At 66.1% G+C, this 20,450-nt stretch carries 25 protein-coding genes; 24 read left to right on the top strand and 1 reads right to left on the bottom strand.

Going from position 1 to position 20,450, the window contains the following annotated elements; all coding sequences use genetic code 11:
* The first annotated feature begins 17 nt into the window (after positions 1 to 17).
* From rpsN to AC3WMA_RS17285, 17 genes are all read left to right on the top strand, one after another.
* A complete protein-coding gene (gene rpsN, locus AC3WMA_RS17365) occupies positions 18 to 323 on the top strand; it encodes a 30S ribosomal protein S14 (protein ID WP_199085556.1) in 306 nt (101 codons plus the stop codon).
* Positions 324 to 337: 14 nt separating this feature from the next.
* Positions 338 to 736 carry a 30S ribosomal protein S8 gene (rpsH, locus tag AC3WMA_RS17360; protein WP_047582049.1) on the top strand — a complete coding sequence of 133 codons (399 nt, stop codon included), beginning with the start codon at positions 338 to 340 and terminating at the stop codon, positions 734 to 736.
* Between the two features lie 38 nt (positions 737 to 774).
* A complete protein-coding gene (rplF, locus tag AC3WMA_RS17355; protein WP_492286604.1) occupies positions 775 to 1,308 on the top strand; it encodes a 50S ribosomal protein L6 in 534 nt (177 codons plus the stop codon).
* An 11-nt stretch (positions 1,309 to 1,319) separates the two neighbouring features.
* Complete coding sequence (rplR, locus tag AC3WMA_RS17350; protein WP_492286603.1) at positions 1,320 to 1,682, top strand: 50S ribosomal protein L18; 363 nt, start codon at positions 1,320 to 1,322, stop codon at positions 1,680 to 1,682.
* Between the two features lie 245 nt (positions 1,683 to 1,927).
* Complete coding sequence (gene rpsE, locus AC3WMA_RS17345; protein WP_047582054.1) at positions 1,928 to 2,491, top strand: 30S ribosomal protein S5; 564 nt, start codon at positions 1,928 to 1,930, stop codon at positions 2,489 to 2,491.
* A gap of 10 nt (positions 2,492 to 2,501) precedes the next feature.
* On the top strand, positions 2,502 to 2,696 hold the full coding sequence (rpmD, locus tag AC3WMA_RS17340) for a 50S ribosomal protein L30 (protein WP_441470735.1): 195 nt from the start codon (positions 2,502 to 2,504) through the stop codon (positions 2,694 to 2,696).
* Positions 2,697 to 2,708: 12 nt separating this feature from the next.
* A complete protein-coding gene (rplO, locus tag AC3WMA_RS17335) occupies positions 2,709 to 3,185 on the top strand; it encodes a 50S ribosomal protein L15 (protein WP_047582058.1) in 477 nt (158 codons plus the stop codon).
* Positions 3,186 to 3,444: 259 nt separating this feature from the next.
* Positions 3,445 to 4,782 carry a preprotein translocase subunit SecY gene (gene secY / locus AC3WMA_RS17330; RefSeq protein ID WP_257732000.1) on the top strand — a complete coding sequence of 446 codons (1,338 nt, stop codon included), beginning with the start codon at positions 3,445 to 3,447 and terminating at the stop codon, positions 4,780 to 4,782.
* A gap of 265 nt (positions 4,783 to 5,047) precedes the next feature.
* Positions 5,048 to 5,641, top strand: a complete 594-nt coding sequence (locus AC3WMA_RS17325; RefSeq protein WP_492286602.1) for an adenylate kinase — start codon at positions 5,048 to 5,050, stop codon at positions 5,639 to 5,641.
* 238 nt (positions 5,642 to 5,879) lie between these two features.
* A complete protein-coding gene (locus tag AC3WMA_RS17320; protein ID WP_492286601.1) occupies positions 5,880 to 7,079 on the top strand; it encodes an ABC transporter substrate-binding protein in 1,200 nt (399 codons plus the stop codon).
* 350 nt (positions 7,080 to 7,429) lie between these two features.
* Positions 7,430 to 7,798 (top strand): 30S ribosomal protein S13, encoded by a 369-nt coding sequence (gene rpsM / locus AC3WMA_RS17315; RefSeq protein ID WP_112581136.1) that lies wholly within the window; start codon positions 7,430 to 7,432, stop codon positions 7,796 to 7,798.
* Between the two features lie 114 nt (positions 7,799 to 7,912).
* Entirely contained in the window at positions 7,913 to 8,302 is a 390-nt protein-coding gene (gene rpsK / locus AC3WMA_RS17310) for a 30S ribosomal protein S11 (protein WP_043237079.1), read from the top strand.
* Positions 8,303 to 8,396: 94 nt separating this feature from the next.
* Positions 8,397 to 9,413 carry a DNA-directed RNA polymerase subunit alpha gene (locus AC3WMA_RS17305; RefSeq protein ID WP_257731996.1) on the top strand — a complete coding sequence of 339 codons (1,017 nt, stop codon included), beginning with the start codon at positions 8,397 to 8,399 and terminating at the stop codon, positions 9,411 to 9,413.
* 113 nt (positions 9,414 to 9,526) lie between these two features.
* Positions 9,527 to 9,943, top strand: a complete 417-nt coding sequence (gene rplQ / locus AC3WMA_RS17300; RefSeq protein ID WP_061967384.1) for a 50S ribosomal protein L17 — start codon at positions 9,527 to 9,529, stop codon at positions 9,941 to 9,943.
* Between the two features lie 260 nt (positions 9,944 to 10,203).
* Complete coding sequence (locus AC3WMA_RS17295) at positions 10,204 to 11,640, top strand: Do family serine endopeptidase (RefSeq protein ID WP_492286600.1); 1,437 nt, start codon at positions 10,204 to 10,206, stop codon at positions 11,638 to 11,640.
* Positions 11,637 to 12,944: a replication-associated recombination protein A gene (locus AC3WMA_RS17290; protein WP_492286599.1), complete on the top strand. Its 1,308-nt coding sequence runs from the start codon at positions 11,637 to 11,639 to the stop codon at positions 12,942 to 12,944. Before AC3WMA_RS17295 ends, AC3WMA_RS17290 begins: the two co-directional genes overlap by 4 nt.
* A 2-nt stretch (positions 12,945 to 12,946) precedes the next feature.
* Positions 12,947 to 13,126: a hypothetical protein gene (locus AC3WMA_RS17285; protein WP_492286598.1), complete on the top strand. Its 180-nt coding sequence runs from the start codon at positions 12,947 to 12,949 to the stop codon at positions 13,124 to 13,126.
* A gap of 5 nt (positions 13,127 to 13,131) precedes the next feature.
* Here AC3WMA_RS17285 and AC3WMA_RS17280 read toward each other — a convergent pair whose 3' ends face one another.
* Complete coding sequence (locus AC3WMA_RS17280; RefSeq protein ID WP_492286597.1) at positions 13,132 to 13,431, bottom strand: hypothetical protein; 300 nt, start codon at positions 13,429 to 13,431, stop codon at positions 13,132 to 13,134.
* A 161-nt stretch (positions 13,432 to 13,592) separates the two neighbouring features.
* Here AC3WMA_RS17280 and crcB point away from each other — a divergent pair, with 161 nt between their 5' ends.
* The 7 genes from crcB (at position 13,593) to AC3WMA_RS17245 (ending at position 20,411) form a co-directional block, all read left to right on the top strand.
* Positions 13,593 to 13,976: a fluoride efflux transporter CrcB gene (gene crcB, locus AC3WMA_RS17275; protein WP_492286622.1), complete on the top strand. Its 384-nt coding sequence runs from the start codon at positions 13,593 to 13,595 to the stop codon at positions 13,974 to 13,976.
* Positions 13,973 to 15,256 (top strand): RluA family pseudouridine synthase, encoded by a 1,284-nt coding sequence (locus AC3WMA_RS17270; protein ID WP_492286596.1) that lies wholly within the window; start codon positions 13,973 to 13,975, stop codon positions 15,254 to 15,256. Before crcB ends, AC3WMA_RS17270 begins: the two co-directional genes overlap by 4 nt.
* Before the next feature lie 104 nt (positions 15,257 to 15,360).
* A complete protein-coding gene (locus AC3WMA_RS17265; RefSeq protein ID WP_492286595.1) occupies positions 15,361 to 15,861 on the top strand; it encodes a hypothetical protein in 501 nt (166 codons plus the stop codon).
* Positions 15,862 to 15,929: 68 nt separating this feature from the next.
* Positions 15,930 to 16,607, top strand: coding sequence for an HAD-IA family hydrolase (locus AC3WMA_RS17260; RefSeq protein WP_492286594.1), 678 nt, complete (start codon positions 15,930 to 15,932; stop codon positions 16,605 to 16,607).
* Between the two features lie 278 nt (positions 16,608 to 16,885).
* Positions 16,886 to 17,338, top strand: coding sequence for a hypothetical protein (locus tag AC3WMA_RS17255; RefSeq protein WP_492286593.1), 453 nt, complete (start codon positions 16,886 to 16,888; stop codon positions 17,336 to 17,338).
* A 255-nt stretch (positions 17,339 to 17,593) separates the two neighbouring features.
* The gene (locus AC3WMA_RS17250; protein ID WP_492286592.1) at positions 17,594 to 19,594 is read left to right on the top strand and encodes an acetyl-CoA carboxylase biotin carboxylase subunit; all 2,001 of its coding nucleotides are present in this window, start codon (positions 17,594 to 17,596) and stop codon (positions 19,592 to 19,594) included.
* A gap of 196 nt (positions 19,595 to 19,790) precedes the next feature.
* Complete coding sequence (locus AC3WMA_RS17245) at positions 19,791 to 20,411, top strand: glutathione S-transferase family protein (protein WP_492286591.1); 621 nt, start codon at positions 19,791 to 19,793, stop codon at positions 20,409 to 20,411.
* Positions 20,412 to 20,450: the final 39 nt, after the last annotated feature.

Genomic DNA, 20,450 nt, shown 5'->3' with positions numbered 1-20,450 from the left:
GAAACCAGGAGAGATCGATGGCTAAGAAAAGCTCCGTCGAGAATAACGAGCGCCGCAGGAAGCTGGTGAAGAAATTCGCCGGCCGCCGGGCTCGCCTTCTCGCGATCGCCAATGACGACAACCAGCCCATGGACGAGCGTTTCCTCGCCCGCCTGAAGCTGGCTGAACTGCCGCGCAACTCGGCCAAGATCCGTATTCGCAACCGCTGCGAAGTCACGGGTCGTCCGCGCGCGTTCTATCGCAAGCTCAAGATGTCGCGTGTCGCGCTGCGTGAGCTCGGCAACAAGGGGCTGGTTCCCGGCCTCGTCAAGTCGAGCTGGTAAGGAGGACTGGAACAATGGCAATCATTGATCCGCTCGGCGATATGCTGACCCGCATCCGCAATGCGCAGATGCGTCGCAAGTCCCGCGTTTCCACCCCTGGCTCGAAGCTGCGCGCCCGCGTGCTCGACGTGCTGCAGTCCGAGGGCTATATCCGCGGCTACAGCCAGACCGAGTTCGGCAACGGCCGTACGGAGTTCGACATCGAGCTGAAGTATCACGAGGGCCAGCCGGTCATCCGGTCGATCTCGCGTGTTTCGAAGCCCGGCCGCCGCGTTTACTCGTCGGTCGAGACCATGCCGCGCGTGGCCGATGGCCTTGGCGTGACGATCGTCTCGACCCCGCGTGGCGTGATGGCCGATCATGTGGCCCGCGAGCAGAACGTGGGCGGCGAAGTGCTCTGCAAGGTCTTCTGACCTTACAGGCGCCCCGCTCACTTTCAGGAGAGATCCAAATGTCTCGTATCGGTAAGAAGCCGGTTTCGGTTCCCGCGGGCGTCACCGCCACGGTCACCGGCCAGCTGGTCAAGATCAAGGGCTCGAAGGGCGAGCTCTCCTTCACGGTTCCCGACGACGTGTCGGTTGCCCTGGAGGACGGCGCGATCGCGGTTCAGCCGCGCTCGCAGTCGAAGCGCGCCCGTGCGCTCTGGGGCACCTCGCGCGCCCGCATCAACAATCTCGTTGTCGGCACCACTGCCGGCTTCGAGAAGAAGCTCGAGATCAACGGTGTCGGCTACAAGGCCGCCGTCAACGGCAAGGTGTTGAAGCTGTCGCTCGGCTACAGCCACGACATCGACTACGAAATCCCGGCCGGTGTCGCGATCGTGACGCCGAAGCCGACGGAAATCGTCGTCACCGGCATCGACAAGCAGGTCGTCGGCCAGACCGCCGCGGAGATCCGCGACTATCGTGGCCCCGAGCCCTACAAGGGCAAGGGCGTCAAGTACGCCGGCGAATTCATCTTCCGCAAGGAAGGCAAGAAGAAGTAAGGACGCCAGCCATGAGCAAGCAGAACGATGTGACTGCGCGCCGCAAGGCCCGCGTCCGCCGCGCGATCAAGGCGGTTGCCAATGGTCGCCCGCGCCTGTCGGTGCACCGCACCGGCAAGCAGATCTACGCCCAGGTCATCGACGACGTGAACGGGGTCACCCTCGCGTCCGCCTCGTCGCGGGACAAGGATGTGCGCGAGCAGATCAAGTCCGGCGCGAATGTCGAGGCCGCCGGCCAGATCGGCAAGATCGTCGCCGAGCGCGCGGTCAAGGCCGGCGTGACGGAAGTGGTCTTCGACCGCGGCCCGTACATGTACCATGGCCGCGTCAAGGCGCTGGCCGATGCGGCCCGCGAAGCTGGTCTCAGCTTCTGAGGTTATCGGGTTTCGCCCGGCCGGCGTTCGCGCGCCAGCCGGGCGGTATCCGTTTCTCGATCATCGCGCGCCCGAACGGTCGCGGTCACGATGATCGATTGGTGCTTGGAGCATCGGAAACTTCCGAAAGGTGGTACCCACTTTTCGGTCCGATGCTCAGCTTCCCCGCGCAATGACGCACGGGGTTAGGCTCGAGCGAGCGGCGGGGCTTCGACCCTCGTCCGCGCAAGTAAGAGGACAGACACATGGCTAGAGAGCCGCGTGAGCGTAAAGATCGGGAAACGGAAGTTTCCGAATTCGTGGACAAGCTCGTCCACATCAACCGCGTCGCCAAGGTGGTGAAGGGTGGTCGTCGCTTCGGCTTCGCCGCGCTCGTCGTCGTCGGCGACCAGAAGGGCCGCGTCGGCTTCGGCCACGGCAAGGCTCGTGAAGTTCCCGAGGCGATCCGCAAGGCGACTGAAGCTGCCAAGCGCGGCCTCGTCCGCATCCCGCTGCGCGAGGGCCGTACCCTCCATCACGACGTGCAGGGCCGCCACGGCGCCGGCAAGGTCGTGCTGCGCGCGGCTCCCGCTGGTACCGGCATCATCGCCGGCGGCCCGATGCGCGCCGTCTTCGAGGCGGTCGGCATGCAGGACGTCGTGTCGAAGTCGCTCGGCTCCTCCAACCCGTACAACCTCGTGCGCGCCACCTTCGACGCGCTGAAGAACGAGGACAGCCCGCGCTCGGTCGCGGCTCGTCGCTCGCTCAAGGTTTCGGCCCTGCAGACCCGTCGCCGCGATGCCGGCACGGATGCGGCCGCGGAAGCGTGAGGGGGACACCATGGCAAAGGCTGAGAAGACCTTCACCATCGAGCAGATCGGTTCGCCGATCCGCCGCGAGGCCACCCAGCGCCAGACCCTCATCGGTCTCGGCCTGAACAAGATCCGCCGCCGCTCGACCCTCCAGGACACCCCCGCGGTGCGTGGCATGGTCGAGAAGGTGAAGCACCTCGTGCGCGTCATCGACGCTAAGTGAGGAGGGCGACACATGAAACTCAACGAGATTCGTGACAACGAAGGCGCTCTGAAGCAGCGCATCCGCGTCGGCCGTGGCATTGGCTCCGGCAAGGGCAAGACTGGTGGCCGCGGCGTGAAGGGTCAGACCTCGCGCGCCGGCGTCGCCATCAAGGGCTTCGAAGGCGGCCAGATGCCGCTGTATCGTCGCCTGCCGAAGCGCGGCTTCAACAACCTCTTCGCCAAGGATCTGAACGAGGTGAACCTCGGTCGCATCCAGCAGGCGGTGGAAGCCGGCAAGCTCGATGCCAAGGGCACCGTGACCATCGAGGCGCTCGTCGCCGCCGGTGTCATCACCCGCCAGGCCAAGGACGGCGTCAAGATTCTGGGCGTCGGCGAGCTCAAGACCAAGCTTGCTTTCGAAGTCGCGGGCGCGTCCAAGTCGGCCGTCGCTGCGATCGAGAAGGCTGGCGGTTCGGTCAAGATTCTGGCTGCCGCTTCACAGGCGTGATCCGAACGCCTACATGACGTTTGCGAACGGCGGCCGGGCCCAGCGCCTTGGCCGCCGTTTGACTGTTTGACGCAAGGCACGAATCCGCAGACAGCACGCACGCGTGCGTTGGAGGATGTGCTTCCAGAGCATCGGACCGAAAAGTGGAATCCACTTTTCGGATCAATCCGATGCTCCGACAATGAGATAGATCATCGTTACCGCGTCCGGTAGGACGCGCGATGATCTTGGACCAGTTTGAGACCCAGGGACCGGACGCATGGCATCGGCGGCTGAACAGCTTGCGGCGAACCTCAATTTCGGGGCTTTCGCCAAGGCGGATGAACTCAAGAAGCGAATCTGGTTCACGCTGGGCGCGCTGGTCATCTACCGGCTCGGCACCTATATCCCGCTGCCCGGCATGAACCCCGATGCGGTGGCCGATCTGTTCCGCCAGACTCAATCCGGCATGCTCGGCATGTTCAACATGTTCTCGGGCGGCGCGGTCGGGCGCCTCGCGATCTTCGCGCTGGCGATCATGCCCTACATCTCGGCCTCGATCATCGTGCAGCTGCTCTCCAGCGTGGTGCCGAGCTTCGAGGCGCTGAAGAAGGAAGGCGAGCAGGGCCGCAAGACGCTGAACCAGTACACCCGTTACCTGACCCTCGTGCTGGCCGTGTTCCAGGCCTATGCGATCGGCGTCGGCCTCCAGGGCTCGGGCAACCTCGTGCTGCAGCCGGGTCCGTTCTTCCTGCTCTCCACCACGATCACGCTGGTCGGCGGCACGATGTTCCTGCTCTGGTTGGGTGAGCAGATCACCAGCCGCGGCATCGGCAACGGCACCTCGATGATCATCTTCGCGGGCATCATCGCGGAGTTCCCCTCGCAGCTCGCCCAGACCTTCGAGCTCGGCCGCCAGGGCGCGATCTCGACCGGCCTGCTGCTCGGCGTGCTCGTGATGGCGATCTGCGTCATCGCCTTCTGCGTATTCATGGAGCGCGCCCAGCGCCGCCTGCTGATCAACTACCCGAAGCGCCAGGTCGGCAACCGGATGTATGAGGGCCAGACCTCGTTCCTGCCGCTGAAGCTCAACACCGCGGGCGTGATCCCGCCGATCTTCGCCTCGTCGCTGCTGCTGCTGCCGACGACCGTCGCGAGCTTCCAGCAGGCCTCGGGCGGCACCGGCTTCCTATCGACCATGGCGACCTATCTGGCGCATGGCCGGCCGCTGTTCATGATCCTCTACGCGGCGCTGATCATCTTCTTCTGCTTCTTCTACACCGCGATCGTGTTCAATCCGGTGGAGACGGCCGACAATCTCAAGAAGCATGGCGGCTTCATGCCGGGCATCCGGCCGGGCGAGCGGACCGCGGAGCATATCGACCGCATCCTCACGCGCATCACCGTTCTCGGCGCAGGATATTTGACGATTGTCTGCCTTATCCCCGAGTTCATGATCACCTATGCTCAGATCCCGATCATCCTGCTGGGCGGCACTTCGCTGCTCATCGTGGTGACGACGACGATGGACACCGTGGCGCAAGTTCACGGACATCTGCTGGCCCATCAGTACGAGGGGCTGGTCAAGAAGGCCAAGTTGCGAGGAGCGAGGCGTTAAGAGCCTCTACCCCGTTCTGAACCGGTCTCGATGGGCTTTGGAGGAGACGGATGTCAGGAGAAGCGCGCAGCCGATACCCTTCGGTATCGGCGAGCAGATTCGACGCAGCAGGCGGCCCTCCAAAGCCCACCTCCGGCGCCGGGAATTCGACCGCTCGCGTCGTCGCACCATTTGCCGATACGTGGGTATCGGCTGCATGATGCTCCTAGCGAGCGGACGAATTGCCGGCGTCGAGACCGGCTCAGAACGGGGTAGAGGCTCTTAAATGCGGTTGATTTTCCTGGGGCCGCCGGGGGCGGGTAAGGGCACTCAGGCGGCGCGCATCGTCGCGAAGCACGGCATTCCGCAACTTTCCACTGGCGATATGCTGCGCGCGGCCGTCGCCAACGGCACGCCGGTCGGCCAGAAGGCCAAGGCCGTGATGGATGCGGGCGGGCTTGTCTCGGACGAGATCGTCATCGGCATCGTTGCCGACCGCATCGAAGAGGCGGATGCCAAGAAGGGCTTCATCCTCGACGGCTTCCCGCGGACGCTGGCGCAGGCCGAAGCGCTCGACCGGATGCTGGACGGCAAGGGCCTGAAGCTCGATGCCGTGCTCGAACTCAAGGTCGACCAGACCAAGCTCGTCGACCGTATCGTCCGCCGCGCCGAGGAGGCGAGGGCGGCCGGGCAGCCGGTGCGCAAGGACGACGATCCGGAAGTCTTCAAGACCCGGCTTGAAGCCTATAACCGCGATACGGCAGTGGTCGCGCCCTATTACGAGAAGCGTGGCCAGCTGACGGCCATCGACGGCATGCAGCCGATCGACGATGTCTCGCAGGCGATCACGGACGCGCTTTCGGTCGCCGCTCAGGGCTGATCGGCTCTCCAGCGAAACCATTCGAACCCGGGCGGACCTCACGGTCCGGCCGGGTTCTTCGTTTCCGCGGTGCGCTTTTGCGTGGATGCCTTTGCCTTTTATCGGCCTGCCCGTGCGTTGACAGGCCCATCCCCGGCGGATGTGCTGAGGCTCAATCCGCGCAAAGCGGTGGCAAGCATCCGTCGACCGGAAGGCGAAGCGGTTTTCCGGGTCCGGAGGCAGGACAGGGAGCAGGCGCATGACGAGGTTTGGTGCATTGCTGGTCGCGAGCACGCTGGCGCTGATGCCGGCGGTGGCGCGGGCACAGGACGCAGTGAAGATCGGCATCCTCAACGACCAGTCCGGCAATTATGCCGAATTCGGCGGATTGGGCTCGGTCGAGGCGGCGAAGCTGGCGATCGAGGATTTCGGCGGCTCGGTGCTGGGCAAGCCGATCGAGATCGTCTCGGGCGACCATCAGAACAAGCCGGACATCGCCGTCGGGCTGGCACGGCGCTGGTACGATGTCGATGGCGTTACCGCGATCGCAGACCTCACCAACTCCGCCGTTGCGCTGGGGGTGGCCGGCATCGCCAAGGACAAGCAGAAGATCGCGCTCTATAACGGCCCCGCGACGACGCGCCTCTTCAACGAAGACTGTTCGCCGACCGGCTTCATGTGGACCTTCGACACGGCAACCTCGGCCAAGGGCACGGCGCTCTCGGTGCTGCGCGAAGGTGGCGACAGCTGGTACATCATCGCCGCCGACTACGCCTTCGGCCATCAGCTCACCGCCGATATCGAGTCGATCGTGAAGGCCAATGGCGGCAAGACGCTGGGCACGGTGCGCGCGCCGCTGTCGACGCCGGACTTCTCATCCTTCCTGCTGCAGGCGCAGGCCTCGAAGGCCAAGATCGTCGCCTTCGCCAATGCCGGCACCGATACGATCAACTCGATCAAGCAGGCGGGCGAGTTCGGCCTGGTCGATGGCGGGCAGAAGCTCGCCGCCATGGTCGTGGTGCTGAGCGACGTCCATGGCCTCGGCCTCGACAAGGCCAAGGGGCTGATCACCACCACCGCCTATTATCATGACGCCGACAAGCCGAGCCGCGATTTCGCCGATCGCTACATGGCGCGGACCAAGAAGATGCCGGGCATGATCCAGGCCAGCGTCTATTCCTCGGTGCTGCATTATCTCAAGGCCGTGAAGGCGGCCGGCACGGCGGCCGGCCCCGCGGTCGCGGCGAAGATGAGGGAAATGCCGGTCGAGGATTTCTACGCGCCGGGCGCGAAGGTCCGCGAGGATGGTCGGCTGATGAACGACATGCTGCTGGTCGAGGTGAAGAAGCCCGCCGATTCGAAGGCGCCGTGGGATTACTTCAAGGTCGTCCGCAAGATTCCGGCGGCCGAGATCATCGCGCCGCTCTCGGAGAGCAAGTGCAGCCTGGTGAAGAAGTAGGGGGTCGCGCGTGAATCCGTCGTTCCAGGCGCGGTTCCACGGCTTGCCTGGAATGACGGAGCCCTTATATAGCAATCGCGGCTACCGCCTTGACCTCGCAGCGCTTCGGCCACTTCACCGGCCTTGGCATGTTTCTTGGTTGCGACGGGTTGACTCGTTGCGCCCGACCCGTTAACGAGCCGCAATCCGGTTTCATGGGAGCGATGCCGTTGCCTTCGCGAGAAGGGACGACGTCGCATTACCGCGTGGAGCCGTTCAACGTCCTGCATGAGCCGGCCTCCACCGGACGCAGGATTTTTTCCCACCGCCGGGGTGCCATCGGGTGCTTCGGCCGACATGGAGATGAGACCATGGCTCGTATCGCGGGCGTCAACATTCCCACCGGCAAGCGCGTCGTCATCGGCCTGCAGTACATCCACGGCATTGGCGCGGCCAAGGCCCAGGAGATCGTCGAGAAGGTCGGCATCGCGCCGGAGCGCCGCGTCAACCAGCTGACCGACGCCGAAGTCCTGCAGATCCGCGAGACGATCGATCGCGACTACCTCGTCGAGGGCGATCTGCGCCGTGAAGTCTCGATGAACATCAAGCGTCTGATGGACCTCGGCTGCTATCGCGGCCTGCGTCATCGCCGCTCGCTGCCGGTCCGCGGCCAGCGCACGCACACCAACGCCCGTACCCGCAAGGGCAAGGCGAAGCCGATCGCCGGCAAGAAGAAGTGATTTCGGCGGGCCGCTAGTCGGCCCGTTGTCTATACGCCGGCCGGTCCGTTCGCGGGCCGCCGGCATCCCCAGCGCCTGGCATGACGGGCGCGCCTGAAGGATGGAAGAAGAGATATGGCCAAGGAAGCCCAGCGCGTCCGTCGTCGCGAACGCAAGAACATCGTCTCCGGCGTCGCGCATGTGAACGCCTCGTTCAACAACACCATGATCACCATCACCGACGCGCAGGGCAACACGATCTCGTGGTCGTCGGCTGGCACGATGGGCTTCAAGGGCTCGCGCAAGTCGACCCCCTACGCCGCTCAGGTCGCCGCCGAGGACGCCGCCCGCAAGGCTGCCGAGCACGGCATGCGCACCCTCGAGGTCGAGGTGACCGGTCCGGGTTCGGGCCGCGAGTCGGCTCTTCGCGCTCTCCAGGCCGCGGGTTTCACCGTGACCTCGATCCGCGACGTGACGCCGATCCCGCATAATGGCTGCCGTCCGCGCAAGCGCCGTCGCGTCTGACGCCTGACTTGTAGCCTTGAAGGCGCCCGCAGGGGCGGGCGCCTGTCCGGGGCGGCGGTGGCCGCCAGATGAATTCAGCACCAGGAGTGCGGTCGTGATCAGCAAGAACTGGCAGGATCTTTCCAAGCCGAACAAGCTCGAAGTGAAGGTCGGAGACGACCCGAAGCGTCAGGCGACTGTGGTTGCGCGTCCGCTTGAGCGCGGCTTCGGCATGACGCTCGGCAATGCGCTCCGTCGCGTGCTGCTGTCGTCGCTCCAGGGCGCGGCCGTGACCGCCGTCCAGATCGACGGCGTCCTCCACGAGTTCTCCTCGATCCCGGGCGTCCGTGAGGACGTCACCGATATCGTCCTCAACATCAAGGCCGTCGCGGTCAAGATGCAGGGCGAGGGTCCGAAGCGCATGACCCTGCGCAAGTCCGGCCCGGGCACCGTTACCGCCGGCGACATCAACACCATCGGCGACGTCTCGATCCTGAACCCCGACCTCGTGCTCTGCACGCTGGACGACGGCGCCGAGATCCGCATGGAGTTCACGGTCAACACCGGCAAGGGCTATGTCCCGGCCGAGCAGAACCGTCCCGAGGACGCGCCGATCGGCCTGATCCCGGTCGACAGCCTGTATTCGCCGGTCAAGAAGGTCTCCTACCGCGTCGAGAACACCCGCGAGGGCCAGAACCTCGACAAGGACTCGCTGACGCTGGCGATCGAGACCAACGGCTCGGTCACCCCCGAGGACGCGCTGGCGCTCGCCGCCCGCATCCTGCAGGACCAGCTCGCGGTGTTCATCACCTTCGAGGAGCCGCGCAAGGAAGAGGCCGTCTCGACCGCGCCGCAGCTGCCCTTCAACCCGGCGCTGCTCAAGAAGGTCGACGAGCTCGAGCTCTCGGTCCGCTCGGCGAACTGCCTCAAGAACGACAACATCGTCTATATCGGCGACCTCATCCAGAAGTCCGAGGGCGAGATGCTGCGCACCCCGAACTTCGGCCGCAAGTCGCTGAACGAGATCAAGGAAGTGCTGGCGACCATGGGCCTGCACCTGGGCATGGACGTCCAGGGCTGGCCGCCGGAGAACATCGAAGAGCTCGCGAAGCGCTTCGAGGAGCACTACTGAGTCTAACGGCGCGGGAGGCATCCCGCGCCAACCCCGCCCGACTCATCCGAGCCGGAGCATAAGGAACGGCCGTACCGTGGCACGGCGGCCGTAAGCAACGAAGGAGCCAAACAATGCGTCACGGTTTCCGCGGTCGTCGTTTCAACCGCTCGGCCGAGCATCGCCAGGCGATGTTCGCCAACATGGCTCAGGCCCTGATCAAGCACGAGCAGATCACCACCACTTTGCCCAAGGCGAAAGATCTGCGTCCGGTCGTCGAGAAGCTCATCACCCTCGGCAAGCGCGGCGACCTGCACGCCCGCCGTCAGGCGATCGCGCAGATCAAGGATGTCGAGCTGGTCGGCAAGCTCTTCGCGGTCCTCGGCCCGCGCTACAAGGAGCGCAACGGCGGCTATCTCCGCATCATGAAGGCGGGCTTCCGCTTCGGCGACAACGCCCCGATGGCGATCATCGAGTTCGTCGATCGCGACGTCGACGCCAAGGGCAAGGATTCCGGCCCGGTCTTCACGGCGGAAGACGAAGCCGCCTGATCGGCTTTGCTCTAGCGAATCTCTGAAGAGGCGGCCTCGGGGCCGCCTCTTTTTTTGTCCGCACCCGCCTGGCAGGGCGTTTTCGCCGCAACAGCGCCCCGATCCTGGCGCTTCTCGTGAAAGGCAGGTTTGGCTCTTGCCGCCGGGGCGCGATTGCACGACATGTCGGTACGGAACCGGAGCGTCGCCACGCGGTATAGCTCCGGGACGATGCAGCGAAGATGTCCCCGCGAACGTGGGGTGTCAGGATGAGGATGAGCATGACCGATCGCTTTGCAGGCAAGAGGACGGCTTTGGCGGCAGCGGCTCTCGCTAGTGCCCTGATGGCGGGCGTTGCGACATCGCCGGCTGTCGCCCAGCAGCGCCAGGTGCCCGAGACGCGAGAGCAGGTGACGCTCTCCTTCGCGCCGCTGGTCAAGCAGACGCAGGCCGCGGTCGTGAACGTCTATGGCGCGCGCGTCGAGAAGCGTCCGCAGAACCCCTTCATGGACGATCCGTTCTTCCGCCGCTTCTTCGGCGATGGCGGCTTCGGCGTGCCGCGCGAGCGGGTGCAGCGCTCGCTGGGCTCCGGCGTCATCGTCGATGCCGGCGGAGGGCTCGTGGTCACGAACAACCACGTCATCGAGAATATGAGCGAGGTGAAGGTTGCCTTCGCCGACAAGCGCGAGGTCGAGGCGACGATCCTGCTGCGCGATCCGCGGACCGATCTCGCCGTGCTCAAGCTCGCCGACGCGAAGAACCTGACCGCGATCGAGCTCGCCGATACCGACGAGCTCCAGGTCGGCGACATCGTGCTCGCCATGGGCAATCCCTTCGGCGTCGGCCAGACGGTGACGCAGGGCATCGTCTCGGCGCTGGCACGCACGCAGATCGGCGTCGGCGACGCGCAGTCCTTCATCCAGACCGATGCGGCGATCAATCCCGGCAATTCGGGCGGCGCGCTGATCGACATGAAGGGTCGCGTCGTCGGCATCAACACCGCGATCTATTCGCGCACCGGCGGCAGCGTCGGCATTGGCTTCGCCATTCCCTCGGCGATGGTGCGCCTTGTCGTCGAGAGCGCCAGGAGCGGCGCCAAGACGGTGAAGCGTCCCTGGTTCGGGGCGCGCCTCCAGGTTCTGACGGCCGATGTCGCGGATGGGCTCGGGCTCGACCGGCCGGCTGGCTCCGTCGTCGCCAGCGTGGTCGAGAAGGGCCCCGCGGACCAGGCCGGCCTGAAGCGCTCGGACGTCATCCTCTCGGTCGACGGCTTTGCGGTCGATGATCCCGAATCCTTCGGCTACCGCTTCGCCACCCGGCCGATCAGCGGCACGACGATGCTGACCGTGCTGCGCGCGGGCAAGCGCATCTCGATCCCGGTGAAGCTCGTCGCCGCGCCCGAGACCCGGCCGCGCGACATGGTGAAGCTGACCAGCCGCTCGCCGCTCGCCGGCCTGACCGTCGGGAACATGTCGCCGGCGCTGGCCGAGGAGCTCTCGGTCGATACCGGCAACGAGGGCGTCGTCGTCAGCGAGGTCGAGGAGGGCAGCACTGCCGCCAATGTCGGCTTCCTGAAGGGCGATATGATCAAGGCGCTGAACGGCGAGCAGATGGCCACTTCGCGCGAGGTCGAATCGATCCTCAAGGACCGCAAACGCGCCTGGGAGGTGACGATCATCCGCAACGGCCAGACGATCACCTCGGTCTTCCCGGGGTGAGCGACCTGTTCGCAGCCTCGGGGCTGGACAAGTCCGGCCCGCGGCCCCTTGCCGACCGTTTGCGGCCGACAACGCTTGCCGAGGTCGCCGGGCAGGAGCATCTGACCGGACCGGACGGCGCGCTGACACGGCTCGTCGCCTCCGGCACGGTCGGCAGCCTGATCTTCTGGGGCCCGCCCGGCACCGGCAAGACGACGGTGGCGCGGCTGCTCGCGGGGCTCGTCGATCTCGGCTTCGAGCAGATCAGCGCGATCTTCTCCGGCGTCGCCGATCTCAAGAAGGTGTTCGAGGCGGCGCGCGGGCGCAGGCTCGGCGGCCGGGGCACGCTGCTCTTCGTCGACGAGATCCATCGCTTCAATCGCGCCCAGCTCGACGCCTTCCTGCCGGTCATGGAAGACGGCACGATCACGCTGATCGGCGCGACGACCGAGAATCCGTCCTTCGCGCTCAATGCGGCGCTGCTGTCGCGGGCGCGGGTGCTAACCTTCAAGTCGCTGGACGAGGGCTCACTGCTCTTCCTGCTCGGCCGGGCCGAGGTTCTGGAAGGCCGCGAACTGCCCCTGACGCCGGAAGCGCGGCTGGCGCTGGCGCGTTTCGCCGACGGCGACGGGCGCGCCGTGCTGACGCTGGCGGAGGAAATCTGGCGGGCCGCGAAGCCCGGCGAAATCCTCGACGAGCACGGCCTCTCCGATGTCGTCCAGCGTCGCGCGCCGATCTATGACAAGGCGCAGGACGGCCACTACAACCTGATCTCCGCCCTGCACAAGACGATCCGTGGCTCCGACCCGGACGCGGCGCTCTACTATTTCGCGCGCATGCTCGATGCCGGCGAGGACCCGCGCTTCCTGGCGCGGCGGCTGGTGCGGATGGCGGTCGAGGATATCGGGCTCGCCGATCCGCAGGCGCTGCTGCATGCCCGCGCGGCGGCGCAGACCTATGAGCAGCTGGGCACGCCCGAGGGCGAGCTCGCGCTCGCCAATTGCGTGATCTATCTGGCGACCGCGCCGAAATCGAACGCGGCCTATAACGCCTACAAGGCGGCCGTGCGGGTCGCGAAGGAGCGGGGCTCGCTAACGCCGCCCAAGACCATCCTCAACGCGCCGACCAAGCTGATGCGCGAGCAGGGCTATGGCGCCAACTACGCCTATGACCACGACCAGCCCGACGCCTTCTCCGGACAGAACTATTGGCCGGATGCGCTCGGCCGGCAGCGCTTCTACGATCCGCCGGAGCGCGGCTTCGAACGCGAAATCCGCAAGCGGCTGGAATACTGGGAACGGCTGCGGCAGGAGCGGGGAGAGTAGGGATGCAATTGCTGGCGCGCCTGCTCCTGATCGTGCCCTCGATTATCGCGGGCTGGTTCGTCCCGAAGGACGATGTTTCCTACTGGGTCGTGGCCTTCGTGATCGCGCTGGTCTTCATCGTGCTGACCATCGCTTTCGAACTCTATGTGCATCCCTGGCTGCGGCAGCGGCGGGGGCGGTAGCTGGTTCAGCGGCGGCAGGTGAACGGCAGGAAGGTGCCGGACATGCCGCTGTTCATCGCCATCAGGACGAGCCGGTTGGCCAGCTCCAGCTCCTCCTTGCTGCGGGCGCAGACCTCGGCGCGGGCTTGGCAGTTCGCGGCGAGGAAGGCATCGTGGCTGGCGAGGAACTCAGCGCCCAGGCCCTTCTTGCCGAGATAGGCGATCGACTGGTCATAGGCCTTCTTGTAGCGGTTGCATTTCTCCGTCGGCCAGTCCGTGCGGCTGCTCTGCTGTGCTAGGACGGCTGTGCTGGTGAGGGCGACCATGGCGGCGGCGAACCCCGCTTTGCCGATTTGAGACCGAAGACCCATCGTTTGCATTCCCATCGCTGCTTTCGGGCGCATTGCTGATGCCCGGCTGCACGGAAGCCGTGCAATTGCGGCGGATTTCGTTTGTGCAAGGCGGCTGTGCGCTCTATTCCACAGCGATGATCTCCACCGCTTTCGTTTTTGTAGGCGCCGGCATCGGCGGCGCCCTGCGACACGGCATCAATGTCGTGTCGCCGCGCTGGTTCGGCATGGGCTTTCCCTATGGGACCATGGCCATCAACGTCGTCGGCTCGGCGCTGATGGGGCTGGTCGCCGGCTGGTTCGCCTTCCGCGCCGGCGAAGGCATGCCGCAGGACCTGCGCCTCTTCCTGGCGACGGGCATCCTCGGTGGGTTCACCACTTTTTCGGCCTTCTCGCTCGATGCCGTCCTGCTCTGGGAGCGCGGCGAGGCGATGCTGGCGGCCGCCTATGTGATCGGCTCGGTCGTGCTGTCGCTGGCGGCGCTGGTCGGTGGCCTTGCTGTGATGCGGAGCATGTCATGAAGACGGGCGGCAAAGGCCCCGGCAGCAAGGGCGCTGGCGGCAAAGGCACGGGTAGCAGGGGGACGGGCGGCAAGGGTGCCGGCAACTCCCCTCGTGGCGGCAAGCCGCCATCGGCCGGCGCTCCGCGCGGCAAGCGGCCGAGCCATGATGCCCGGCGCCGCGCTGCGGCGCGCCCGGCCGGCGGCGAGGAGCGCGTGCAGCGCGCTGTCCGTCCGCGGCCCGTGGAGGAAACTCCCAAGCCGACCCGTGCCGAGGTCAAGGCCGAGACCGCCAAGGTGCTCTCGACCGGCGTGCAGCAGCTCGTGGTCACGCCGGATGAGAACGAGATGCGGATCGACCGCTTCCTCGAGGCTCGCTTCCCGCAGCTCTCCTTCAGCCATATCCAGCGCATCGTCCGGAAGGGCGAGTTGCGCGTCGATGGCAAGCGCGCCGACAGCAAGGACAGGCTCAGCGAAGGCCAGACCGTACGTATCCCGCCGCTGAAGCTGGAGGAACAGGCGGAGCGCCCGCGCTCGGCCAAGGCCGATGCTGACACGATCGGTTTCCTGCGCTCGATCACGCTCTACGAAGACGACGACGTCATGGTCCTCAACAAGCCGGCCGGCCTCGCCGTGCAGGGCGGCTCGGGCACGACGCGCCATGTCGACCAGATGCTGGAGGCATTGACGGCCAAGGACGGGCAGAAGCCGCGCCTCGTCCACCGGCTCGACAAGGACACGGCCGGCTGCCTCGTCATCGCCAAGTCGCGCTTCGCGGCGGCGACGCTGGCCAAGACCTTCCGCTCGCGCTCGGCCCGCAAGGTCTACTGGGCGCTGGTCGCGGGCGTGCCGCGCGTCCGCCAGGGCCGGGTCTCGACCTATCTCGCGCGCGAAGAGGCCTATGACGGCGACCAGCGCATGGCCGTCGCCAAGCATGGCGACGATGGCGCGATGCACGCGGTAACCTATTACGCGGTGGTCGAGACGGCGGCACAGAAGCTCGGCTGGCTCTCGCTGAAGCCGGTGACCGGGCGCACGCATCAATTGCGCGCCCACGCCGCCCATATCGGCCACCCGATCATCGGCGACCCCAAGTATTTCAACATCCAGAATTGGGAGCTGCCGGGCGGCATCCAGAACAAGCTGCACCTGCTGGCGCGGCGGATCGTGCTGCCGCATCCGCGCGGCAAGGGTACGATCGATGTCAGCGCGCCGCTGCCGCCGCATATGCGCCAGAGCTGGAACCTGCTCGGCTTCGACGACGCACCCTACGACCCGATCGTCGAGGCCCCGGACGAGTGACGCCTCTCTCGCCTCTCTTCGGGTGATGACGAAACGTAAGAGAACAGTTGCGGAACAAAACGCTTTCTGTTCTAATTATGTTCTCGTCATCGGAGGGGCTGACCATGCGTTCGGTTTTGATCGTTACCGCCTTCGTTCTCGGCTTTGGCGGAGCCGCACAGGCTCAGAACGCCGCGCCGGCCAAGGCGCCTGCGCCGACACCTGCTACCACATCTGCGGATGAGCCAATTCCGCGGGCCGAACGGGCCAAGGCGCGACAGGATTGCGTGTCCGAGAATGTCGCGCTGACCGGCGACGACCTGCGCGCGGCGATGCGCATCTGCATGCAGGGCAAGTTCCCGGGCGTCCAGCTCTATGCCCGTGACGGTGTGACCCGCGATGGCAAGCCGACCGCGGTCGCGGCGCGGGCCGCCTGTAAGGAAGAGGTCGACGCGCGCAAGCTGGAAGGTTCCACGCGCATCGCGGCGTTGACCGCCTGCTTCAACGGCAAGCGGCCGGACCTCGCGCAGCGCTCCGAATGCCGCAAGGAGGCGCGGGGCAAGGGGCTCGATGGCGCCGATCTGCGCAAGGCGGTGGAGAGCTGTGCCCGCGAGGCCAAGGGCTGAGCTTCGTGGGATGGAGCCATGCTGGGCCTGCAGTGGATTGCCGGGGCGATCCGGGCTAAAGCGCCGGCATGGACCTCATCATCTTCGATCTCGACGGCACGCTGATCAATTCCGAGGCGATCATCCTCGAAGCGCAGTATGAGACCTTCAGGCGCTGCGGGCGGGTTCATCCGGGGCGCGAGGCGGGCTTAGGTATCGTCGGGCTGACCCTGGACATCGCAATGGCGCAGCTCGCCGGGCTTGCCGAGCCGGATGACGTGCTGACCGAAACCTATCGCCAGGTTTTCAGTGCGATGCGGGTGCAGGCGGAGAGCGATCCGTCGCTGGACGAGCCGCTCTTCGCGGGCGTCGCGGAAACGCTGGCGGAACTCAAGCGCCATGGCGGGCTGAAGCTCGGCATCGCCACCGGCAAGTCGCGCAAGGGCGCCGAGTTCATCGTCGCCCGGCATGGCTGGCAGGGGCTGTTCGACACGGTGCAGTCGGCCGATGATGCGCCCTCGAAGCCGCATCCCGGCATGATCCAGCGGGCGATGGCGGAGACCGGAGCTGCGCCCGCGCGCACGGCGATGGTCGGCGACAGCTCCTTCGACATCGAGATGGCGGTGGCCGCCGGCGTGGTACCCGTCGCCGTGTCCTGGGGCTTCCAGCCGGTCGATAAGCTCGTCTCGCTTGGCGCCCGGCATGTCCTGCGCGCGTTCCCGGAGCTGCCGGCGGCGCTGGGATTGCCGAAGGCCGTGGCGGCGTAGAGCCGCCCGAAGCTTTGCCTTTCCAGGCGGGATTCATCTCCGTCCGAACCTGCCTGCGCGGCTTGCTGTCCGGGCGTTCGGCCGCCGCCGTTCGCCGGGAGGATTCCGGCAGCATGCCGCGGCCCAGTAACATCCTCGCAACCACGCCGACTCAGTTCCGTTTAACCTGAATAACCGTTCAGATTTGCGCATTAACCACCTGATGCCGAGGCGGGGTGCATGGTGTTCCCACAGCAGGAACGTACCGGCACAAAACAACGCCGGACAGGGGTTCGAACATGATGGATCATGAGCTTCGTGAATTCGTCGATCGCGTGATGGATCGCCGCGCGATCGACGAAGAAGACGTCAAGATGCTTCACCGTGACATCTTGAGCGATATCGTCATCACGCGGGATATCGTCGATGTTCTCATCGCGCTCGACCGGGCCGTGCCGCTCAACTGCAAGGCTTACGCGGATTACCTCGTGGCGCTGGTCGTCGACTTCGCCGTCTGGGAGAACCGCCCGACCGGCGTGATCGACCGCGACAAGGCGCATTGGCTGGTGACGACGCTTTCGGCCGGCGAGGGGCCGACCGCGACGGCCCAGCGTATCGCCAACGAGATCGTTCGTGAGGCCGAGCATTGCGACGAGACGCTGCTCGCCTTCGCCTTCGCCAAGGGCGCGGCGAAGGATGTGATCCGCGCCGGCGTCGGCGCCGCCCCGCGCGTCGTCCTGCTCGCGAGCTGAGCTAGGCGTCACTCTCGGGCTCGCCCTGAGAATCTCAGGCCGGAAGAGGGAGCCCCTTCCGGTGAAAGATGCCCGGGTCAGGCCCGGGCATGACGGCGTTGGGGAGGCGCTCCCGCGATTAACTCGGCGCCCGAGCCTGTGCATCCTTGCACAACGGCTTGGCCTATAGCCGACTTTCGCATCGGTGGACGGCAGTTGCGGCATCCCATAGACCCCGGCTATTGCAGTCTGGTCTGAAGCCGGGAGTGGCCGCGCATGTTCTCGAAGATCCTGATCGCGAACCGCGGCGAGATCGCCTGCCGTGTCATCAAGACGGCGCGGCGGATGGGCATCAAGACGGTCGCCGTCTATTCGGACGCGGATCGCGATGCGCTGCATGTCGAGATGGCCGACGAGGCCGTGCATATCGGTGCCGCACCCGCCGCCCAGTCCTATCTGCTGATCGACAAGATCATCGCTGCCTGCAAAGCAACCGGGGCCGAGGCCGTGCATCCCGGCTACGGCTTCCTGTCGGAGCGCGAGGCCTTTGCCCAGGCACTGAAGGATAACGGCATCGTCTTCATCGGCCCGAATCCCGGCGCGATCGCGGCGATGGGCGACAAGATCGAATCGAAGAAGGCGGCGGCCGCGGCCAAGGTCTCCACCGTGCCGGGCTTCCTTGGCATCATCGAGAGCCCCGAGCATGCCGTGACCATCGCCGACGAGATCGGTTATCCCGTGATGATCAAGGCTTCGGCCGGCGGCGGCGGCAAGGGCATGCGCATCGCCCATTCTTCGGCTGAGGTGGCGGAGGGCTTCGCCCGTGCCAAGTCGGAAGCGGCGTCCTCCTTCGGCGACGACCGGGTCTTCGTCGAGAAGTTCATCGTCGATCCCCGCCATATCGAGATTCAGGTTCTCGGCGACAAGCACGGCAACGTCATCTATCTCGGCGAGCGCGAATGCTCGATCCAGCGCCGCAACCAGAAGGTGCTGGAGGAGGCGCCGTCGCCGCTGCTCGACGAGGCGACCCGCAAGAAGATGGGCGAGCAGGCGGTCGCGCTGGCCAAGGCCGTGAACTACGACTCCGCCGGCACGGTCGAGTTCGTCGCCGGCCAGGACAAATCCTTCTACTTCCTCGAGATGAACACCCGTCTGCAGGTCGAGCATCCCGTCACGGAGATGATCACCGGCATCGATCTCGTCGAGCAGATGATCCGCGTAGCCTTCGGCGAGAAGCTCGCGATCACGCAGGCCGATGTGAAGCTCGACGGCTGGGCTGTCGAAAGCCGCGTCTATGCGGAGGATCCGACCCGCAACTTCCTGCCCTCGACCGGCAGGCTCGTAACCTATCGGCCGCCGAGCGAGGGGCCGGATGGCGAGGCGATGGTGCGCAACGATACCGGCGTCTTCGAGGGCGGCGAGATCTCGATCTATTACGACCCGATGATCGCCAAGCTCGTCACGCATGCGCCGACGCGTGAGGCTGCGATCAAGGCGCAGGCGCGCGCGCTCGATGCTTTCGCCATCGACGGTATCCGCCACAACATCCCCTTCGTCGCCGCGGTGATGCAGCATCCGCGCTGGATTGCCGGCAATCTCTCGACCGGCTTCATCGCCGAAGAGTTCCCCGAGGGCTTCTCGCTGCCGGTGCCGCAGGGCGAGACCGCGCAGCGCATGGCGGCGATCGCCATCGCCTGCGACCACCGCATGAACCAGCGCAAGCGCCATGTCTCGGCGCAGATGGAAGGCTGGCGCAAGGTTTCCTTCGATCGCCTGCGCATCGTCCAGCTCGGGTCCGAGCGCTTCGAGGGCGAGGTGACGGAGCGGGGCGGGGCGGTGGTTATCGCCTTTGCCGGCCGCAGCGTCAGCGTCGCCAGCGACTGGGTGCCGGGCGAACCGGTCTGGCACGGCACGCTGGACGGGGTGAAGGTCGCGGCGCAGGTACGGCCGATCCTGAACGGCGTCGCGCTCGGCCATGCCGGCGCATATGCCAACGCCCATGTCTACACGCAGCGCGAGGCCGAGTTGGCCGCGCTGATGCCGGAGAAGGTCGCGGCCGATACCGGCAAGTTCCTGCTCTGCCCGATGCCGGGCCTGGTCAAGTCGATCGGGGTCACGGTCGGGCAGGAGGTCAAGGCGGGCGAGCCGCTTGCCATGGTCGAGGCGATGAAGATGGAGAACGTGCTGCGCGCCGAGAAGGACGTCACGATCGCCAAGATACTGGCGAAGGAGGGCGACTCCCTCGCGGTCGACGCCGTCATCATGGAATTCGCCTGAGCGATCGCTTGAGAACTCCGCGAGCCCTCATCCTGAGGAGCAGCCGAAGGCTGCGTCTCGAAGGATGATCCAGTAGGCTCCTGCGCTCTCTGGAACATCCTTCGAGACGCCGCGTGCCGCGGCTCCTCAGGATGAGGGCTGTCGGAACTGTATTGTCGCTTGCCGTCCGGGAGCGGACGCGATTGAGGAATCTGTCATGCTGACGATCTGGGGGCGGTTGAGCTCGATCAACGTCCAGAAGGTGGTCTGGGCCGCGGGCGAAGCCGGGCAGGCTTTCGAGCGCATCGATGTCGGCGGGCCGTTCGGCGGGCTCGATACGCCCGAATTCGCGGCGATGAACCCGAACCGGCAGATTCCCGTGCTGCGCGACGGCGAACTCGTCCTCTGGGAATCGAGCAGCATCCTGCGCTATCTTGCGGCCCGCTATGCCTCGGGCCTGCTCTGGGAGGAGGAACCCGCCCGGCGTGTGCTGGCCGATCGCTGGATCGACTGGATGCAGTCCGAGTTGCAGCCGGCCTTGGCGCCGGTGCTCTGGGGCGTGGTGCGCAAGGTCCCGGCCTTCACCGAGCCGAAGGTGATCGCCGAGGGCGTGGCCCGTGCCGAGGCGCTGATGGCCATCCTCGAGGCTCAATTGGCGGATCGGCCGTTCCTGGCAGGCGAGCGCTTCGGCATGGCCGATATCGCGGTGGGCTGTGGCGCACATCGCTGGCTCAACATGCCGGTCGAGCGGATCGCGCGGCCGCAGGTCCAGCGCTGGTATGAAACGCTCTTCGCGAGGCCGGCGGCGCAGGCCGCGTTGCCGTTGCCGATCGCGTGAGGTCGCAACGACCCGCTTGATCAATGCGTTGCCGCTGGC

The organism is Allobosea sp. FW305-C-101, from assembly GCF_058783685.1.
The sequence above is the reverse complement of the archived record's forward strand: the minus strand, read 5'-3'. Positions and strand labels throughout refer to the sequence as shown.

What these genes read in the sequence shown, in the direction of transcription:
- rpsN (WP_199085556.1), top strand. Translation starts at nt 18, where the DNA reads ATGGCTAAGAAAAGCTCCGTCGAGAATAACGAGCGCCGCAGGAAGCTG.
- rpsH (WP_047582049.1), top strand. Translation starts at nt 338, where the DNA reads ATGGCAATCATTGATCCGCTCGGCGATATGCTGACCCGCATCCGCAAT.
- rplF (WP_492286604.1), top strand. Translation starts at nt 775, where the DNA reads ATGTCTCGTATCGGTAAGAAGCCGGTTTCGGTTCCCGCGGGCGTCACC.
- rplR (WP_492286603.1), top strand. Translation starts at nt 1,320, where the DNA reads ATGAGCAAGCAGAACGATGTGACTGCGCGCCGCAAGGCCCGCGTCCGC.
- rpsE (WP_047582054.1), top strand. Translation starts at nt 1,928, where the DNA reads ATGGCTAGAGAGCCGCGTGAGCGTAAAGATCGGGAAACGGAAGTTTCC.
- rpmD (WP_441470735.1), top strand. Translation starts at nt 2,502, where the DNA reads ATGGCAAAGGCTGAGAAGACCTTCACCATCGAGCAGATCGGTTCGCCG.
- rplO (WP_047582058.1), top strand. Translation starts at nt 2,709, where the DNA reads ATGAAACTCAACGAGATTCGTGACAACGAAGGCGCTCTGAAGCAGCGC.
- secY (WP_257732000.1), top strand. Translation starts at nt 3,445, where the DNA reads ATGGCATCGGCGGCTGAACAGCTTGCGGCGAACCTCAATTTCGGGGCT.
- AC3WMA_RS17325 (WP_492286602.1), top strand. Translation starts at nt 5,048, where the DNA reads ATGCGGTTGATTTTCCTGGGGCCGCCGGGGGCGGGTAAGGGCACTCAG.
- AC3WMA_RS17320 (WP_492286601.1), top strand. Translation starts at nt 5,880, where the DNA reads ATGACGAGGTTTGGTGCATTGCTGGTCGCGAGCACGCTGGCGCTGATG.
- rpsM (WP_112581136.1), top strand. Translation starts at nt 7,430, where the DNA reads ATGGCTCGTATCGCGGGCGTCAACATTCCCACCGGCAAGCGCGTCGTC.
- rpsK (WP_043237079.1), top strand. Translation starts at nt 7,913, where the DNA reads ATGGCCAAGGAAGCCCAGCGCGTCCGTCGTCGCGAACGCAAGAACATC.
- rplQ (WP_061967384.1), top strand. Translation starts at nt 9,527, where the DNA reads ATGCGTCACGGTTTCCGCGGTCGTCGTTTCAACCGCTCGGCCGAGCAT.
- AC3WMA_RS17295 (WP_492286600.1), top strand. Translation starts at nt 10,204, where the DNA reads ATGACCGATCGCTTTGCAGGCAAGAGGACGGCTTTGGCGGCAGCGGCT.
- AC3WMA_RS17285 (WP_492286598.1), top strand. Translation starts at nt 12,947, where the DNA reads ATGCAATTGCTGGCGCGCCTGCTCCTGATCGTGCCCTCGATTATCGCG.
- AC3WMA_RS17280 (WP_492286597.1), bottom strand. Translation starts at nt 13,431, where the DNA reads ATGGTCGCCCTCACCAGCACAGCCGTCCTAGCACAGCAGAGCAGCCGC.
- crcB (WP_492286622.1), top strand. Translation starts at nt 13,593, where the DNA reads ATGATCTCCACCGCTTTCGTTTTTGTAGGCGCCGGCATCGGCGGCGCC.
- AC3WMA_RS17270 (WP_492286596.1), top strand. Translation starts at nt 13,973, where the DNA reads ATGAAGACGGGCGGCAAAGGCCCCGGCAGCAAGGGCGCTGGCGGCAAA.
- AC3WMA_RS17265 (WP_492286595.1), top strand. Translation starts at nt 15,361, where the DNA reads ATGCGTTCGGTTTTGATCGTTACCGCCTTCGTTCTCGGCTTTGGCGGA.
- AC3WMA_RS17260 (WP_492286594.1), top strand. Translation starts at nt 15,930, where the DNA reads ATGGACCTCATCATCTTCGATCTCGACGGCACGCTGATCAATTCCGAG.
- AC3WMA_RS17255 (WP_492286593.1), top strand. Translation starts at nt 16,886, where the DNA reads ATGATGGATCATGAGCTTCGTGAATTCGTCGATCGCGTGATGGATCGC.
- AC3WMA_RS17250 (WP_492286592.1), top strand. Translation starts at nt 17,594, where the DNA reads ATGTTCTCGAAGATCCTGATCGCGAACCGCGGCGAGATCGCCTGCCGT.
- AC3WMA_RS17245 (WP_492286591.1), top strand. Translation starts at nt 19,791, where the DNA reads ATGCTGACGATCTGGGGGCGGTTGAGCTCGATCAACGTCCAGAAGGTG.